The organism is Oricola sp., assembly GCF_022763245.1.
Classification (GTDB): Bacteria; Pseudomonadota; Alphaproteobacteria; order Rhizobiales; family Rhizobiaceae; genus Oricola.
The window spans coordinates 206,247-222,617 of the sequence record NZ_JALEGV010000014.1; the positions used below are offsets into that span (position 1 = coordinate 206,247).

At 66.1% G+C, this 16,371-nt stretch carries 14 protein-coding genes; 9 read left to right on the plus strand and 5 right to left on the minus strand.

Translation table 11 applies throughout. The features are described from left to right. Positions 1 to 63: 63 nt before the first annotated feature. Positions 64 to 3,525 carry a pyruvate carboxylase gene (gene pyc / locus MRY80_RS08740; RefSeq protein WP_293290112.1) on the plus strand — a complete coding sequence of 1,154 codons (3,462 nt, stop codon included), beginning with the start codon at positions 64 to 66 and terminating at the stop codon, positions 3,523 to 3,525. Positions 3,526 to 3,637: 112 nt separating this feature from the next. Here the strand turns inward: pyc and MRY80_RS08745 are convergent, their stop codons facing one another. Beyond that, positions 3,638 to 3,787, minus strand: coding sequence for a DUF3309 family protein (locus MRY80_RS08745; RefSeq protein WP_293290114.1), 150 nt, complete (start codon positions 3,785 to 3,787; stop codon positions 3,638 to 3,640). 143 nt (positions 3,788 to 3,930) lie between these two features. Between MRY80_RS08745 and MRY80_RS08750 the strand changes: the two genes are divergently transcribed. The 3 genes from MRY80_RS08750 to MRY80_RS08760 are packed head-to-tail and all read left to right on the plus strand — an operon-like array spanning position 3,931 to position 6,326. Further along, positions 3,931 to 4,707, plus strand: coding sequence for a DeoR/GlpR family DNA-binding transcription regulator (locus MRY80_RS08750; RefSeq protein ID WP_293290116.1), 777 nt, complete (start codon positions 3,931 to 3,933; stop codon positions 4,705 to 4,707). Next, the gene (locus MRY80_RS08755; RefSeq protein ID WP_293290118.1) at positions 4,704 to 5,084 is read left to right on the plus strand and encodes a VOC family protein; all 381 of its coding nucleotides are present in this window, start codon (positions 4,704 to 4,706) and stop codon (positions 5,082 to 5,084) included. Before MRY80_RS08750 ends, MRY80_RS08755 begins: the two co-directional genes overlap by 4 nt. 12 nt (positions 5,085 to 5,096) lie before the next feature. Then, positions 5,097 to 6,326 carry an MFS transporter gene (locus MRY80_RS08760; RefSeq protein ID WP_293290120.1) on the plus strand — a complete coding sequence of 410 codons (1,230 nt, stop codon included), beginning with the start codon at positions 5,097 to 5,099 and terminating at the stop codon, positions 6,324 to 6,326. Here the strand turns inward: MRY80_RS08760 and MRY80_RS08765 are convergent. Further along, on the minus strand, positions 6,316 to 7,215 hold the full coding sequence (locus MRY80_RS08765) for a LysR family transcriptional regulator (RefSeq protein ID WP_293290121.1): 900 nt from the start codon (positions 7,213 to 7,215) through the stop codon (positions 6,316 to 6,318). The two genes, MRY80_RS08760 and MRY80_RS08765, sit on opposite strands and share 11 nt — an antisense overlap. A 102-nt stretch (positions 7,216 to 7,317) precedes the next feature. Here MRY80_RS08765 and MRY80_RS08770 point away from each other — a divergent pair, with 102 nt between their 5' ends. Continuing rightward, positions 7,318 to 8,280 carry an NAD-dependent epimerase/dehydratase family protein gene (locus MRY80_RS08770; RefSeq protein WP_293290123.1) on the plus strand — a complete coding sequence of 321 codons (963 nt, stop codon included), beginning with the start codon at positions 7,318 to 7,320 and terminating at the stop codon, positions 8,278 to 8,280. A 54-nt stretch (positions 8,281 to 8,334) separates the two neighbouring features. Here MRY80_RS08770 and MRY80_RS08775 read toward each other — a convergent pair whose 3' ends face one another. After that, positions 8,335 to 8,868 (minus strand): D-Ala-D-Ala carboxypeptidase family metallohydrolase, encoded by a 534-nt coding sequence (locus MRY80_RS08775; RefSeq protein WP_293290125.1) that lies wholly within the window; start codon positions 8,866 to 8,868, stop codon positions 8,335 to 8,337. A gap of 328 nt (positions 8,869 to 9,196) precedes the next feature. Between MRY80_RS08775 and acs the strand changes: the two genes are divergently transcribed. Further along, positions 9,197 to 11,149, plus strand: a complete 1,953-nt coding sequence (gene acs, locus MRY80_RS08780; protein ID WP_293290127.1) for an acetate--CoA ligase — start codon at positions 9,197 to 9,199, stop codon at positions 11,147 to 11,149. 123 nt (positions 11,150 to 11,272) lie between these two features. Then, positions 11,273 to 11,689: a hypothetical protein gene (locus MRY80_RS08785; RefSeq protein ID WP_293290129.1), complete on the plus strand. Its 417-nt coding sequence runs from the start codon at positions 11,273 to 11,275 to the stop codon at positions 11,687 to 11,689. A 297-nt stretch (positions 11,690 to 11,986) separates the two neighbouring features. Here MRY80_RS08785 and MRY80_RS08790 read toward each other — a convergent pair whose 3' ends face one another. Continuing rightward, positions 11,987 to 13,333 (minus strand): TadE/TadG family type IV pilus assembly protein, encoded by a 1,347-nt coding sequence (locus MRY80_RS08790; RefSeq protein ID WP_293290131.1) that lies wholly within the window; start codon positions 13,331 to 13,333, stop codon positions 11,987 to 11,989. Between the two features lie 217 nt (positions 13,334 to 13,550). Then, on the minus strand, positions 13,551 to 13,802 hold the full coding sequence (locus MRY80_RS08795; protein WP_293290133.1) for a DUF1674 domain-containing protein: 252 nt from the start codon (positions 13,800 to 13,802) through the stop codon (positions 13,551 to 13,553). A 114-nt stretch (positions 13,803 to 13,916) separates the two neighbouring features. On the opposite strand from MRY80_RS08795, the gene htpX reads away from it, so the two are divergent. Then, complete coding sequence (htpX, locus tag MRY80_RS08800; RefSeq protein ID WP_293290135.1) at positions 13,917 to 14,909, plus strand: zinc metalloprotease HtpX; 993 nt, start codon at positions 13,917 to 13,919, stop codon at positions 14,907 to 14,909. Further along, positions 14,900 to 16,315 carry an RsmB/NOP family class I SAM-dependent RNA methyltransferase gene (locus MRY80_RS08805; RefSeq protein ID WP_293290137.1) on the plus strand — a complete coding sequence of 472 codons (1,416 nt, stop codon included), beginning with the start codon at positions 14,900 to 14,902 and terminating at the stop codon, positions 16,313 to 16,315. The genes htpX and MRY80_RS08805 overlap by 10 nt, the downstream gene beginning before the upstream one ends. Positions 16,316 to 16,371: the final 56 nt, after the last annotated feature.

Here is a 16,371-nt window from a genome sequence, read left to right on the forward strand (position 1 = left end):
GCTGCACAAAAATTGACGGTAAGAATCTCGTCTGACGTCAACGCCAGATCGGGGTCCTCTGCCTTGGCCATCAAGAAAATTCTCGTCGCCAACCGGTCCGAAATCGCCATCCGCGTCTTCCGGGCGGCCAATGAGCTGGGGATCAAGACGGTCGCCATCTGGGCCGAGGAAGACAAGCTCGCGCTGCACCGCTTCAAGGCGGACGAGAGCTACCAGGTCGGTCGCGGGCCGCATCTCGACCGCGATCTGGGCCCCATCGAAAGCTACCTGTCGATCGAGGAAGTGCTGCGCGTGGCGCGCATTTCCGGCGCCGACGCGATCCATCCGGGCTACGGCCTGTTGTCGGAAAGCCCGGAATTCGTCGAGGCCTGCGAGGCGGCCGGGGTCACGTTCATCGGCCCGAAACCGGAAACGATGCGGTCGCTCGGCAACAAGGTGGCGGCGCGCAACCTCGCCATTTCGGCCGGCGTTCCGGTGGTTCCGGCGACCGACCCGCTGCCCGACGACATGGACACCGTGAAGGCGATGGCCGCCGAGATCGGCTATCCCGTCATGCTCAAGGCCTCCTGGGGCGGCGGCGGGCGCGGCATGCGCGCGATCCGCTCCGAAGCCGACATCGAGCGCGAGGTCCTGGAAGCCAAGCGCGAGGCCCGCGCGGCCTTCGGCAAGGACGAGGTCTATCTGGAGAAGCTGGTCGAGAGGGCCCGCCATGTGGAAAGCCAGATCCTCGGCGACACGCATGGCAATGCGGTGCACCTGTTCGAGCGCGACTGCTCCATCCAGCGCCGCAACCAGAAGGTCGTGGAGCGGGCGCCGGCACCCTATCTGAGCGCCGAGCAGCGTGCCGAACTGGCCGAATACTCGCTGCGCATCGCCAATGCGACGAATTATTTCGGCGCCGGCACGGTCGAGTATCTGATGGATGCCGACACCGGGAAATTCTACTTCATCGAGGTCAATCCGCGCATCCAGGTCGAGCACACCGTGACCGAGGAGGTCACCGGCATCGACATCGTCAAGGCGCAGATCCACATCCTCGACGGTTTCGCCATCGGGACGCCGGAATCGGGCGTGCCGAAGCAGGAGGACATCCGGCTGAACGGCCACGCGCTGCAGTGCCGTATCACCACCGAGGACCCCGAGCAGAACTTCATCCCCGATTACGGGCGCATCACCGCCTATCGCGGCGCGACCGGCTTCGGCATCCGCCTCGACGGCGGCACGGCCTATTCGGGCGCGGTGATCACGCGTTTCTACGATCCGCTCCTGGAAAAGGTGACGGCGTGGGCGCCGACGCCGGAAGAAGTCATCACCCGCATGGACCGCGCGCTGCGCGAATTCCGCATCCGCGGCGTGGCGACCAACCTGACCTTCCTCGAGGCGATCATCGGCCACGAGAAATTCCGCGACAACAGCTACACGACGAAGTTCATCGACACGACGCCGGAACTGTTCGCGCAGGTGAAGCGCCAGGACCGGGCGACCAAGCTTCTGACCTATCTCGCCGACGTCACCGTCAACGGCCATCCCGAGACGAAGGGGCGGCCGAAGCCGCCGGCGGACGCCGCGCCGCCGATCGTGCCGTGGCCGGGCATTCCGATCCCGGAGGGCGGCACCAAGCGCAAGCTGGACGAGCTGGGGCCGGAAGGCTTCGCGAAATGGCTCCGCGCCGAGAAACAGGTCTATCTGACCGACACCACGATGCGCGACGGTCACCAGAGCCTTCTGGCGACGCGCATGCGCACCGACGACATCGTCAAGATCGCCGGTTGCTACGCCCGTGTCCTGCCGGAGCTGCTGTCGCTGGAATGCTGGGGCGGCGCGACCTTCGACGTGGCCATGCGGTTCCTGACCGAGGATCCGTGGGAGCGGCTTTCGAAGATCCGCGAGCAGGTGCCGAACCTGCTGTTGCAGATGCTGCTGCGCGGCGCAAACGGCGTCGGCTACACCAACTATCCCGACAATGTCGTCAAGCATTTCGTCCGCCAGGCGGCGGCCGGCGGCATCGACCTGTTCCGCGTCTTCGACTGCCTGAACTGGGTCGACAACATGCGCGTCTCGATGGACGCGGTCGCCGAGGAGAACAAGATCTGCGAGGCGACGATCTGTTACACCGGCGACCTCCTCAATTCGGCGCGCCCGAAATACGACCTGAAATATTATGTCGACCTGGCCGGCGAACTGGAAAAGGCCGGCGCGCACATGCTGGCCGTCAAGGACATGGCCGGCCTTTTGAAGCCGGCCGCGGCGCGGCAGCTCTTCAAGGCGCTGCGCGAGGCGACCGACCTGCCGATCCACTTCCACACGCATGACACGTCCGGCATTTCTGCGGCGACGGTTCTGGCGGCCGTCGAGAGCGGCGTCGACGCGGTCGATGCCGCGATGGACGCGCTGTCGGGCAACACGTCCCAGCCTTGTCTCGGGTCCATCGTCGAGGCGCTGAGCGGATCGGAACGCGATCCGGGGCTCGATTCGGAGTGGATCCGCCGGATCTCCTTCTACTGGGAGGCCGTGCGCACCCAGTATGCCGCCTTCGAGAGCGACCTGAAGGGGCCGGCCTCCGAGGTCTACCTGCACGAGATGCCGGGCGGCCAGTTCACCAATCTGAAGGAACAGGCCCGCTCGCTGGGGCTGGAAACTCGCTGGCACGAGGTGGCGCGCGCCTATCACGACGTCAACATGATGTTCGGCGACATCGTCAAGGTGACGCCGTCGTCGAAGGTCGTCGGCGACATGGCGCTGATGATGGTCAGCCAGGACATGACCGTGGAAGACGTGAAGGATCCGGACAAGGACATCGCCTTCCCCGATTCCGTCGTCTCGATGATGCGCGGCGATCTCGGTCAGCCGCCGAGCGGATGGCCGGAAGCCATCCAGGCCAAGGTGCTGAAGGGCGAGAAGCCCTACACCGACGTTCCCGGTTCGCTGTTGCCGCCGGCCGATCTCGACGCGATGCGCAAGGAGATCGAGGAGAAGCTGGAACGCGGGATCACCGAGTTCGAGTTCGCCTCCTACCTGATGTATCCGAAGGTGTTCACCGATTTCGCCAATGCGCAGGCCATGTACGGCCCGGTCTCTTCGCTGCCGACGCCGGTCTATTTCTACGGGCTGAGCCAGGAAGCGGAGGTGCATGCCGAGATCGAGAAGGGCAAGACGCTGGTCGTGCGCTGCCTTGCCGTCGGCGACATCGACGAAAAGGGCATGGTCACCGTGTTCTTCGAACTGAACGGCCAGCCGCGGCGGATCAAGGTTCCCGACCGGGCGCATGGCGCGAGCGGCGCAGCCGTCCGGCGCAAGGCCGAACCCGGCAACGAGGCACATGTCGGCGCGCCGATGCCGGGCGTGATCTCGACCATCGCCGTTTCCGCCGGTCAGGAGATCAAGGCGGGCGACGTGCTGGTCTCGATCGAGGCGATGAAGATGGAAACCGCGATCCACGCCGAGCGCGACGGCACCGTCGCCGAAGTGCTGGTCAAGGCCGGCGACCAGATCGACGCCAAGGACCTGCTGGTCGTCTACAGCTGAGCCGGGACCGTTGCCGGCCCTCGCAGGGCGGCGGCGCGGTCCGAAAGACAGTCCGAAAACGAAAACGGCCGCCCGGGTTTCCGGGCGGCCGTTTTCGTTGGCTTTCCTGCCGTCAGATCTGACCCAGGGCCATCAGGATCACGACGATCACGAGGATCGTGCCGACGATGCCGAGGGGGGCGTTGCCGAAGCGGGCGCGCGTCGGGATGGCGCCGATCAGAAGCAGGACCAGGATGATGAGCAGAATTGTGCCGAGGGTCATTGATATGCCTTTCGCTTGTCAGTGACCCGTCAACGCGGAGCGGCGGAATCGGTTCCGTCCGCGATCCCGACGGTGTTTGCCCTTGATTCCGTGATTGTGCATGTTTATGCATGTTTCTTCCGAAATGTAGAGGAAGACCCGCCATGGACCTGCTGCCGGGCGAGCGCCAGGACCTGATCATGAGCCGGCTGGACAGTGCCGGCCGGGTGATCTCGGCCGACCTGGCGGGCGAGTTCGGCATCTCCGAAGACACGGTGCGGCGGGATCTCCGGGAAATGGCGGCGCGCGGCCTGTGCGTGCGCGTCTATGGCGGCGCGCTGCCGGTCGGCGAAAAGCCGGGCACGCTGACGCAACGCTCGATGGAAGCCGTGGAGCCGAAGGCCGCGCTGGCGCGCGCCGTGATCCCGTGGATCGGCGCGGGCGCGACGGTCTTCCTCGACGCGGCCTCCACCAATCTCGCGATCGCGCAGGCCCTGCCGGCCGATCTTGCGGTCACATGCATCACCAACGCGCCTCAGATCGCGGCGACGCTCGCGGCGCGCGGCGTCGGCGAACTCGTCGTGATCGGCGGACCCATCGACGCCCATGTCGGCGCGTCGATCGGCGCGCAGGCGGTGCGCGAGGCCGAACGCCTTCGCCCCGACATCTGCATTATCGGCGCCTGCGGCGTCGATGCCGAGGCGGGGATCTCGGCGTTCGACGCCGACGACGCGGCGTTCAAGCGGATGATCGCGGCGAGAAGCGGCGTGACGGTCGCGCCGGTGACCAACGCCAAGCTCGGCAAGGTCGCGCCCTTCGGCGTGCTTCCGGTCAAGGAGTGCTCCGTCGTCATCGTCGAGCACGACGCGCCCGAGGATGCGGTTGCGGCCTGCGAGGCGGCGGGTGCGACGATCCAGCGGGCGGAGGCACGCGCGCGATGAGGATCCACCACGTCGCGCTGTGGACCGCCGATCTCGATCGCGCGGTCGCCTTCTGGAAGGGCCTGTTCGGCATCGATGCCGGAGACCTCTACGAGAGCGCGCGCAGACCCGGCTTCACGTCGCGATTTCTTGCCCTTGCGCCGGACCAGTCCATCGAGATCATGCAGGCGCCGTGGCTGGAGGCGGCTTGCGCCGGGGAGCGTGTCGGCTATGCGCATGTCGCGCTTTCGGCCGGATCGCCGGAAGCGGTGGACGCGCTCGCGGACAGGGCCCGGCAGGCCGGGTGCCTGAACGCGGCGCCGCGCTGGACGGGTGACGGGTTTTACGAGGCGGTTGTGGTCGATCCCGACGGCAACCTGATCGAAGTGACGGCATAGGACGGGGACGAGATGGATATTGCCGGAGGAGTTGCGGGCGGGGCGCCCGTGCCGCAAGCGACGGGGCCGCATTACGCGCCTTCGGCGCGCTGGGCCGTGTCGGCGGCGTTCTACGCCAACGGGTTCGTCGTCGGCCATTGGGCGCCGCGCATTCCCGTGCTGGCGGAAAGGCTGGAGATCACCGAATCCGTGCTTGGCGCGCTGGTGATCATGTTCGGCCTCGGCGCGCTGATCGCGCTTCTGACCGGGGCGGTGATCACGACGCGCTACGGATCGGACCGGGTGATACGCTGGACCTCCTACATGCTGGCGCCGGGGCTGATCTTCATCGCGCTGTCGCCCAACGTGGCGGCCGCGGCGCTGACCATGCTGTGGCTCGGCACCTTCATGGGCGCGATGGACGGCGCCATGAACGCCAATGCGGTGAGCGTTGAAAAGGCGCGCGGCCGGGCGATCATGTCGTCGTGCCACGCGTTCTGGAGCCTGGGCGGGCTGACCGGCGCGCCGCTCGGCGGCTGGATGCTGGCGCAGTTCGGCGAGGTCGGCCATTCGATCGGCGTCTTCGTGCTGACCGGCATCATCGTCGTGGTCGCGCAGTTCTACTACATGTCCGACCGAAAGCTGCTCGCGGTCGCCGACGAGGCGAAACCGGGCGACGGCTGGTCGGTCGGCAAGGTCCTCGCCCTACTGCCGACGGGGCTCGGCATCTATCTGCTCGGCTTCTGCGCGTTCCTCTCCTTCGTGCCGGAAGGCGCCATTCTCGACTGGAGCGCGCTTTACCTCGCCAAGGATCACGAGGCGCCGGTGGCGATCGCGGGATATGCCTTCGCGGCGTTTTCCGGCACGATGGCGCTGGTGCGGTTCCTCGGCGACGGGTTGCGCGACCGGCTCGGCGACGGGCTGACCTTCTTCGTCTCGGCGCTGATCGCGGCGGTCGGCTTCGCGGTGGCGGGGCTCGCGCCGAGCCTGCCGATCGTGATCGCCGGCTTCCTGATCTGCGGGCTCGGACTGGCCAACATGGTGCCGATCATCTTCTCGGCCGGCGGTCGCTTTCCGGGCGTCGAGCCGGCCATCGGCATCGGCATCGTGACGGGGTTCGGCTATGCGGGCGTGCTGCTGGCGCCGGCGATCCTGGGCTTCGTCGCCGAGCGGTTCGGCCTTGCCGTCATCTTCGCGGGCTTCTCGGTCATTCTCGTCGCGACGGCGTTCCTGTCGCTCTCCCTGCGCACGCTCAGGCCGTGACGCCCGACAGCGGCAGGGCCGCCAGGCGCTGCGCCAAGAAATCATAGACCCGGCGCACGCGGGCGCTGTGTTTCAGTTCGCGGTGCGAGCAGAGCCAGTAGGGCAGGGGTTCGATGTCGAGCCAGGGGAGGACGCGCACGAGGTCCGGCGATTTCGCCGCGACGAAGCGCGGACCGAAGCCGATTCCCGCGCCGGCCTTGACCAGTTCCCAGTTGACGATCTGGTTGTCGACGCGGAAGCGGAATTGCGACCGGTCGAAGGTCAGCCCGAGGCGCGCCATGCCGCGTTCGATCAGGTCGTTGCGGTCGTAACCGATCAGGCGGTGAGACGCCATGTCGGCGACGGTGTCGGGCGTGCCGTGGCGGTCGAGATAATCGCGCCGGGCATAGGCGCCCATGGCCATCTCGTTGACCTTGCGGGCGATGAGGTCGTTCTGCACCGGCCGGACCATGCGCACCGCGATGTCGGCGTCGCGGGCGAGCAGGTTCTGAACCGAGTTGGACGCGACCAGTTCGATCTCCAGCGCCGGCTCGGCCTCCTGCAGCGCGATCAGCACCTCCGGCAGGACGTAGTTCGACACGATCTCGGAGGCGGTGATGCGGATCGTGCCCGCCACCGCGGTCTCGCGTCCCGCGACGGTCATCGCCAGGGCGTCGGCGCCGGCCTGCATGGAGCGGGCCTCTTCGAGAAGGGCGAGCGCGTTTTGCGTGGGCGTCATGCCGGAGCGGCCGCGCTCGAACAGGACTAGCCCGGTCAGCGTCTCCAGCTCGTCGATGTGGCGGCCGAGCGTCGGCTGCGAGATGCCGGTCGACAGCGCCGCCCCCGACAGGCTGCCGGCGTCGAGCACGGCGAGAAAGCTCTTGATCAGGTTCCAGTCGAAATGCCGCATATCCATTCAATCATGAATAGCATGGCTTCAATCTCATTCATATTCATTCATCACTGAACGCCTTATCTCCTGGTCATTGCAACGAATGACCGGAGACGAACCATGCAGACTGTAGCAATTCTCGGCGCCAGCGGGCGTATCGGCGACGCGGCGGCGCGAGCCTTTCTCAAGGCCGGCTGGCGCGTGAAGGGCATCGCCCGCGGTGCGAAATCGGCGGCGCTCGCGCCGGGCGTGGAGGCCGTGACGGCGGATGCCCATGACCGCGCGGCACTGGTCAGCGCGTGTGCGGGCGTGGATGTCGTGCTGCATGCCCTGAACCCGACCTATGACGCATGGGCGGAGAACGTGGTTCCGCTGGCCGAAAACGTGCTGGCGGCGGCGCAGGCAGCGGGGGCGACCGTGATGATCCCCGGCAATGTCTACAATTACGGGACGGGCATCGGCCTCGACATGACCGAGGGGTCGCCGGTCAACGGCGATACGGAAAAGGCCCGGCTGCGCATCGCGATGGAGGGGCTGTTCGAGCGGGCGGCAGAGGAGAAGGGCGTCCGCACGATCGTGATCCGGGCCGGGGATTTCTTCGGCGGCACGCGGCCGGAGAGCTGGCTCGACCTGATCATCCTGAAGGAATTGAAGAAGGACCGGTTCACCTGGCCGGGGCCGGGAGACATCGTGCACGCCTTTTCCTACCTGCCGGATCTCGCCGAGGCGTTCGTGCGCGTCGCCGAGAAGCGCGGGGACTTGCCGGCCTTCTCCAGCTTCAACTTCCGTGGCTATGCGGTGACGGGCGAGGCGATGCAGGCGGCTGCGGAGACGGCGGCGGGCCGGAAGCTGAGGCGCGCCGGCGTGCCCTGGCCGATCCTGCGGACGATCGGCCTCTTCAACGGCGTCCTGCGCGAGGTGGTCAAGATGTCCTATCTGTGGCGCGTGCCGCATTCGCTGGACAATGCGAAGCTCGAAGCGCTGATCGGCGAGGAACCGCATCGCCCGCTCGACCGGGCGCTCGCGGAAGCGATCGCCGATCTGAGGCTCGACCGCGACGACCCGACGGCGAAGGCCGCATGACGAGACGCGGGGTCCGGCGGGCTTTCCCGCCGGCCCCGCAATCTTGCGCGGTGCCTACCAGGTCCGGCGCGGGCCGATGTCGATGTGGTAGAAGCCGGAACTGTAGCGCTTGTAGCCGCCCACTTCCTTCTGCTTCTTCAGGAAGGTCAGCAGCCCCTTGGTGCCGGCATGCACGCGAAAATCGACCGCGGCGCATTTCAGATGCCAGGAGCTCTTCTTGCCGCCGACCTTGCGGTTGCGCGTCGCGCTGCGCACGGTGGAGTTGACGGTGATCGGGCCGTATTTCGCGGCCACGCGGTTGAGCACGGATTTCAGCCGCCCGGGCACGCATTTCGACGGGGCGTTGTAGTGGATGCGCTGGCCGCGCGGAACGGCGGCGAGCTGCAGGGCGTCCATGCCGTCGAAGGGCGAGGGATCGAGCAGGAGATGCGCATGCGCCTCGTCGGTGTCGAACACGGCGATGCGCCGCCAGGGATTATCGCCGTTCAGGGGATTTTGTGCGGAAGCGGGAAAGGCAAGAAGCGTCGCCGACAAAGCGGCAGCCAACAGCGCCCGCGCTACGCGGCGCGCCAGTGTGGAGAAGATCAATGTGTCGGTCCTGTTTGGGCGGCCCGCCTTGGCGGGCCTGACAAGATGCGACCGGCCTCCTCCCGACACCGGCCATGTTCGGGAGACGCGCCTTTAGTCGGCATCGGCCAGGCTTTCAATTCACGCTTTGAAACATTCCGCAGCGGGATGCGTGATTAAAAACCGGGCAACTCCCCGGAATCTCCGCAAGCAAAGAAAGCCCTTGGTCTAATTTACCGCTGGACTCACATCGGTATAAACCGCAGACATCGCGGCGATACGGGCATGGAGAAGGCGGAGCGCCGGCCCGTTCGCGGCACAGTCAATATCGAATTCCGGGAGGGTATGCATGTCCAGTCCAGTCTATCGGGTTTTGCCGGACGCCAAGAAACGGGCGTTGATCGACGACGAGAAGTATCTCAAGTGGTACAAGCAGAGCGTCACGTCGCCGGAGAAGTTCTGGGCAAAGCACGGCCTGCGCATCGACTGGTTCAAGCCCTTCACCAAGGTCAAGAACACCTCCTTCAAGGGCAAGGTCTCGATCAAGTGGTTCGAGGACGGCGTCACCAACGTCGCCTACAACTGCATCGACCGGCACCTGAAGAAGCGCGGCGACCAGGTGGCGATCATCTGGGAAGGCGACAACCCGTATGACGACCGGAAGATCACCTACAACGAGCTGCACGACAAGGTTTGCCGGCTCGCCAACGTGATGAAGTCGAACGGCGTCAAGAAGGGCGACCGCGTCACCATCTACATGCCGATGATCCCCGAAGCGGCCTTCGCGATGCTGGCCTGCGCCCGGATCGGCGCGATCCATTCCATCGTCTTCGGCGGCTTTTCGCCGGACGCGCTGGCCGGCCGCATCATCGACTGCAAGTCGAATTTCGTCATCACGGCGGATGAGGGCCTGCGCGGCGGCAAGAAGGTTCCGCTCAAGCACAATACCGATCTGGCCATCGAGATCGCCGAGCGCGAGGAGGTCAAGGTCGACAAGGTGCTGGTCGTTCAGCGCACTGCCGGCAAGATCGAATGGTTCGACGAACGCGACATCTGGTATCACGAGGCGATCGCTAAGGCGAAGCCCGTCTGCCCGCCGGCCAAGATGCGCGCGGAGGATCCGCTCTTCATCCTCTACACCTCCGGCTCGACCGGCAAGCCGAAGGGCGTTCTGCACACCACCGGCGGCTATCTCGTCTATGCGTCGATGACGCATCAATATGTCTTCGACTACCAGGACGGCGACATCTACTGGTGCGGCGCCGATGTCGGCTGGGTGACCGGGCACTCCTATATCGTCTACGGGCCGCTCGCCAACGGCGCGACCACGCTGATGTTCGAGGGCGTGCCGACCCATCCGACGCCGTCGCGCTTCTGGGACGTCATCGACAAGCACCAGGTCAACATCTTCTACACCGCGCCGACGGCGATCCGGGCGCTGATGGGCGCCGGCGCCGAGCACGTCAAGAAGACGTCGCGCAAGTCGCTGCGGACGCTGGGATCGGTCGGCGAGCCGATCAATCCGGAAGCCTGGGAATGGTACTACAAGGTGGTCGGCGAGGAGCGCTGCCCGATCGTCGACACCTGGTGGCAGACCGAGACCGGCGGCATCATGATCACGCCGCTGCCGGGCGCGACCAACCTGAAACCCGGCTCGGCGACGCGGCCCTTCTTCGGCATCCAGCCGCAGCTGGTCGATGCCGACGGCGACGTGCTGGAGGGCACGGCCGACGGCAATCTGTGCATCACCGATTCCTGGCCGGGCCAGATGCGCACCGTCTATGGCGATCACGAGCGTTTCGTGCAGACCTACTTCTCCACCTACAAGGACAAGTATTTCACCGGCGACGGCTGCCGCCGCGACGAGGACGGCTATTACTGGATCACCGGCCGCGTCGACGACGTGATCAACGTGTCCGGTCACCGGATGGGCACGGCGGAAGTCGAGTCCGCGCTGGTCAGCCATGACGCGGTGTCCGAGGCGGCCGTGGTCGGCTATCCGCACGACCTGAAGGGGCAGGGCATCTATTGCTACGTCACCCTGATGGAAGGCACCGTGGGGTCCGACGACCTGCGCAAGGAGCTGGTCAAGCACGTGCGCACGGAGATCGGCCCAATCGCCTCGCCCGACAAGATCCAGTTTGCGCCGGGCCTGCCGAAGACCCGCTCCGGCAAGATCATGCGCCGCATCCTGCGCAAGATCGCCGAGGACGATTTCGGCGCGCTGGGCGACACCTCGACGCTCGCCGACCCGTCCGTCGTCGACGACCTGATCGAGAACCGGCAGAACAAGCGCGGCTAGGGCGCTCCCCTCCCGGTTGTGATCCCTCGCACAGGCGGCTTCGGCCGCCTGTGGCATGTCTGTCTCCAAGCAAACCAACAGCGCCGCCGCGCTTGACGCGAGCGGCCACTCAAGGAGACAGACATGAAACGGTTTTTCCTCACACTGATCGCCACCGCGGTTGCAACCAGCGCACTTGCCGGCGGCAATTTCCAGCAGGGCGGTTCCGGGCCGCTGAAGGTGGAATCCGCGATGCTGGCGATCAAGTCGCCGATCGTGAACGCCTGCCCGACCAACGCCACGATGAAGGCCTGGATCTACACCAACAAGGCCGGCCCGGTCAGCTACATGATGATCCGCCACGGCCAGGGCGCCGGCCCGGTACAGGTGGTCACGGCCAAGAAGGTCAACGGCAAATATGTCGCCGAGATCTCGCGCACCCTCGCCATCCACAACAAGATCGACGCGAAATACCGCATCGCGGCGAAGGGTGCCGGCAACTACACCCTGTCCAACTGGGTGCCGCTGAAGGCGAAATGCTCGATCATGCTCGGCGGCTGAGCACAGGGGTCAACGGCCGTTTTCAGGCCGGGACTTGTGCAATGCAGGAAATGGGGTCACACTCCGATTCGTCTTCAACAATCGAAAGGAGGTGATCCGATGTCGAGTGGTTCCAAGGTTCCGGGACGGTCTATGCGGGTCGCTCTCCGTCGGAGCAGCCTCTGACGGCGAGAAACGCCCTGTGTAACCGGATCGACATCTGACCGATGTCCTGGTCTGCCGACCGTCCGGTTCCCGGAATTGCGAAGGCCGCCCCTCGGGGCGGCCTTTTTCGTTGCGACGCCTTGCCGGGGCCGGTCAGTTGACCAGCCTGAGGCCCTTGATGTCGCGGGCAATCTCCAGGAACGCTTCCTCGAGGCTGTCCTCGTCGGTGGCGTTGTAATAGAGCGACTTGCCGTTCACCGAGGTCGCGCAGTTCTTCATCAGGCTTTCCGCCGCCGAACCCGCGTCGAAGGCGATCGAATAGACCTTCACGCCGTCATTCTTCATCGCGCTGCACAGGCCGAGCGCGTAGTCTTCCGAAAGGCTGCCGCCGGAATTGGTGCAGTAGTAGCCGTTCGATTCGAAGGTGTTGAACTCGCCGTCCGTCATGATGATCGCGTATTTGCTCACCCCCGGCTCGTCGAAATCCTCGGCGTCCGAGCCGTCCGGCCATGCCGAATTCCATTTCGACGACAGCATGTAATAGGCCCAGCCGATGGCGATATGTCCGGCCGTGCAGCCGCTGGCGCTGAAGCTGTCGATCGTGCTTTCCAGCTTCGACTGGTTTGACGTGAGCGGAACGATCTCGGCGTTCGGGCAGTCATATTCCGACGAGCCGATCTTGGCAGACGACGTGGCGAAGGCGTCGGAGTATTTGTAGGTTCCCGTGCGTTCGCGGACACAGTCGGGATAGGTGGTCACGGTGGTGCAGACATAGTCGCCGCCGCCGCGGCCCCAGCGTCCGCGTCCGCCGGTCCACTCGCACTCCTCCTCCGTGAGGCCAGTGGTCGCGATCTTGTCGATGACCGGCGCGGCGTTCACCGCTTCGGAATAGGGGACAAGGCCGACGCGGATCTTGTCGTCTTCGTCCACATCCTCGAAGAGCGTGTCCAACGCCAACGCGGCCGCGTCCTGGAGCGCCGAGAGCTTGGTCGGCGAGTACCAGCTGTTGCCGATCTTGTTGCCCATCGACCCGGTGATGTCGAGCGCCATGACGACCTCGATCTCGGTGTTGGAGAACTGCGCCTTGGAGACCGCGTCGACCCGGTGGTCGTCATAGCCGACGATGCCGGCGAAGGTCATCGGCATCAGCGTGTGCGCCTTCACCTCCAGCGAGCGGGCCTTGGTGTCGACGTTGATCGCGTCGATCTCCACGTCGGCGGGCTTGAGCGTCCGGTTGTCGAGATTGGCGTCGAGATATTTGCGGACGGCCTCTTCGGCCTCGTCCATCGGAATGTCGCCGAGCGTCAGGCCCTGGGTCGTGGCGAGAACGGCGGCGTCGACGGCGAAGACCAGCTTGTTGTGGGTGGCGAACATGCGCGCCACGTCGATCGCCATCGCGGAGCCCATCAGCAGGGTGGTTCCGAGCGCGATGAACATGATGCCGAAATTCCCGCGCCTGTCGCGGGCGAAATCCTTGAGTCGATCCAACACGATGCGCACGAATGTCTCCTTGGCGGCTTGGCTCGCGGTCTGCGATGCGGAGATGATGCCGCTCCTGGGCGCACGCTAGTGTCAACTTCTTGTCGGACGGCTAATTGACGCCCGCGCAGGGGGTCGAATTACGAAACGCCCCCAACAAAGCGTAAACACACTCGGACAAATGCGGTGCAAGTCGAATTCGGTTGGCGCGGATCGGTTCTACGCGGCCAGGAGGGCGTCAGAAATCGACGGCGATGCCTTTGACTTCCCAGTCGCCGTAGCGGGCCGGATCCTTACCGCCGCGCCCGCCGACTTCGCGGCTGCGCTCCCGTTCGGCGGCGTCCAGCGCCTCGCGCCGTGCTGTCGCCTCGGCAAGGGCGCGCCTAGCCGCCGGCGGAAGATCCTCGACGCGCTTTTCATGTGCCTCATTCGCGGCGGCGCCGTCCGTGGAATCAAGCGTGGCCGCTTCGGTTTCTCGCTGGTCGTTCATGGGCCCGGTCTTGTCGATGCGGCGGTCTCGTGGTTGAAAACGCCGTGTTGCGCACACACTATTATAGGCGTTCGCGGCGCGAATCCAACGCCCGCCCCTTGTGGAGACAGCTTCATGAACATGATGAAAACGGCCATGCTGATCGCTTTCATGACGGCGCTGTTCATGGGCGTCGGCTATCTGATCGGCGGCACGGGCGGCATGATGATCGCCTTCGTCATCGCCCTGGCGATGAACGCCTTTTCCTACTGGAATTCCGACAAGATGGTGCTGCGCATGCACAACGCCGTGGAGGTCGATCGCAAGAACGCGCCGGAATATTACGGCATCGTCGAGGCGCTCGCCGGACGCGCCGGCCTGCCGATGCCGAAGGTCTATCTGATCGAATCCGACCAGCCCAACGCGTTCGCCACCGGACGCAACCCCGAAAACGCCGCCGTTGCGGCGACGACGGGGCTGTTGCATCGGCTCAGCCGCGAGGAGGTCGCCGGCGTGATGGCGCATGAGCTGGCGCATGTCCAGAACCGCGACACCCTGACCATGACGGTGACCGCGACGCTGGCCGGCGCGATCTCGATGCTCGGCAATTTCGCCTTCTTCTTCGGCGGTTCGCGCGACAACAACAATCCGTTCGGCTTCATCGGCGTGCTGGTGGCGATGATCGTCGCGCCGTTCGCGGCGATGATCGTGCAGATGGCGATCAGCCGGACGCGCGAATATTCCGCCGACCGGCGCGGCGCGGAAATCTGCGGCAATCCGGAATGGCTGGCGAGCGCGCTGAAGAAGATCGCCATCGCCGCCGGGCGGACCGTCAATGTCGCCGCCGAGCGCAATCCGGCCACGGCGCACATGTTCATCATCAATCCCTTGAACGGCGAGCGTGCCGACAGCCTGTTCTCCACCCATCCGGACACGGAAAACCGCATCCGCGCGCTGATGGCGATGGCCGCCGAAATGGACGCGCCCGCCGCGCCGCCCGTTCCGCAGCCGAAGGCCGAACCGGCGCGACCGGCGCAAGCGGAGAAACCGGCGCGGTCCGGCTCGTCCGGCATTCCGAAGACCGGACCCAAATGGGGACGCGGAGACGACAAGGGCCCGTGGGGTTGAGCGCGCCGGCACGCCGGCGCCGGCCGGGGCCGCGCAAGACAGACCAGGCGGCGCCGCGGCCCGACGACAAGCCGGGCCTCGCGACACGGCAGGCCGCGCACCGCATCCTCGGGGCGATCCTCGACGCGAAATCGTCGATGGACGGGTTGACCGACGAGGTGCACGGCCATCCGCACTATCTGGCGCTGGAGCTGCGCGACCGGGCGCTGGTGCGGGCCATGCTTCTCGCGTCGCTGCGCCATTACGGCGATCTCGACGACACGATCCGCCGCTTCACCGAAAAGCCGCTCCCCGCCGGCGCGACGGGGCTGCGCAACATCCTGATTGCCGGGCTGGCGCAGATCCTCTTCCTCGACGTTCCCGATCACAGCGCGGTCGATCTCGCGGTCACGGCGGCGCAGGCCGATCCGCGGTCGCGGCGTTTCGCGCGGCTGGTCAACGCGCTCCTGCGGCGTGCCTCGCGCGACAAGGACGGCTTGCTGGCGCGTTTCGCCGAAGCGCCGGTGCGCGCGCCGCAATGGTTCGCGGACCGTCTCGACGCGATCCACGGTCCCGAGACGGCGGCCAGGATCGACGCCTGCCACCGCGTCGAGGCGCCGATCGACCTGACGCTGAAGGCCGGCGAGCAGCCGCAGGCCGCCGAATGGGCGGAGAAGCTCGAGGCGATCGTCCTGCCGACGGGATCGCTGCGGCTGACCGGAGCGTCGCGCGAGATCCCGTCGCTGCCCGGCTACGACACCGGTGCGTGGTGGGTGCAGGACGCGGCGGCCGCCATGCCGGCGCGGCTGTTCGGCGATCTCGAAGGCAAGCGCGCGGCCGACCTTTGCGCCGCGCCGGGCGGCAAAACCGCCCAGATGCTCGATGCCGGCGCGACCGTGACCGCTCTCGACCTGTCGGCGAACCGGCTGAAGCGGCTCCATGCCAATCTGGAGCGGCTGGGTCTCGGGTCGCGCTGCGAGACGGTGGCGGTCGACATGTTCGCCTTTGCGCCGGAGGGGCCCTTCGACGCCGTGCTGCTCGACGCGCCCTGTTCGTCCACCGGCACGGTGCGCCGCCATCCGGACGTGCCGTTCACGAAATCGCCCGCCGACATCGAAAAACTCGCCGGGCTGCAGGCGCGGATGCTCGACCATGCGGCGACGCTGGTCGCGCCGGGCGGGTTGCTGGTGTTTTCCAATTGCTCGCTCGACCCGCTGGAAGGCGAGACGGTGGCCCGCGATTTCGCCGGAAACCATCCGGAATTCGAGATCGTGCCAGTGACCGGCGACGAGGCGCCGGGCGTGGAGAACGCCGTCACGCCGGAAGGGTTTCTGCGGCTGACGCCCGCGCATCTGGACCTGGGTGACCCTGCGACAAGCGGCGTGGACGGATTCTTCGCCGCGCGCTTCCGGCGGCTTATCGGATAGCCGAGACGCGTCCCTGATTGTAAAGCAGATGCAATTGTTTATCCTTCGATTCGTCT

Excerpts from the sequence above, each read along its gene's own strand:
- MRY80_RS08750 (WP_293290116.1), top strand. The coding sequence starts at position 3,931 with ATGGACCTGCTGCCGGGCGAGCGCCAGGACCTGATCATGAGCCGGCTG.
- MRY80_RS08760 (WP_293290120.1), top strand. The coding sequence starts at position 5,097 with ATGGATATTGCCGGAGGAGTTGCGGGCGGGGCGCCCGTGCCGCAAGCG.
- MRY80_RS08785 (WP_293290129.1), top strand. The coding sequence starts at position 11,273 with ATGAAACGGTTTTTCCTCACACTGATCGCCACCGCGGTTGCAACCAGC.
- acs (WP_293290127.1), top strand. The coding sequence starts at position 9,197 with ATGTCCAGTCCAGTCTATCGGGTTTTGCCGGACGCCAAGAAACGGGCG.
- MRY80_RS08770 (WP_293290123.1), top strand. The coding sequence starts at position 7,318 with ATGCAGACTGTAGCAATTCTCGGCGCCAGCGGGCGTATCGGCGACGCG.
- MRY80_RS08755 (WP_293290118.1), top strand. The coding sequence starts at position 4,704 with ATGAGGATCCACCACGTCGCGCTGTGGACCGCCGATCTCGATCGCGCG.
- htpX (WP_293290135.1), top strand. The coding sequence starts at position 13,917 with ATGAACATGATGAAAACGGCCATGCTGATCGCTTTCATGACGGCGCTG.
- MRY80_RS08745 (WP_293290114.1), bottom strand. The coding sequence starts at position 3,787 with ATGACCCTCGGCACAATTCTGCTCATCATCCTGGTCCTGCTTCTGATC.
- MRY80_RS08795 (WP_293290133.1), bottom strand. The coding sequence starts at position 13,802 with ATGAACGACCAGCGAGAAACCGAAGCGGCCACGCTTGATTCCACGGAC.
- MRY80_RS08765 (WP_293290121.1), bottom strand. The coding sequence starts at position 7,215 with ATGCGGCATTTCGACTGGAACCTGATCAAGAGCTTTCTCGCCGTGCTC.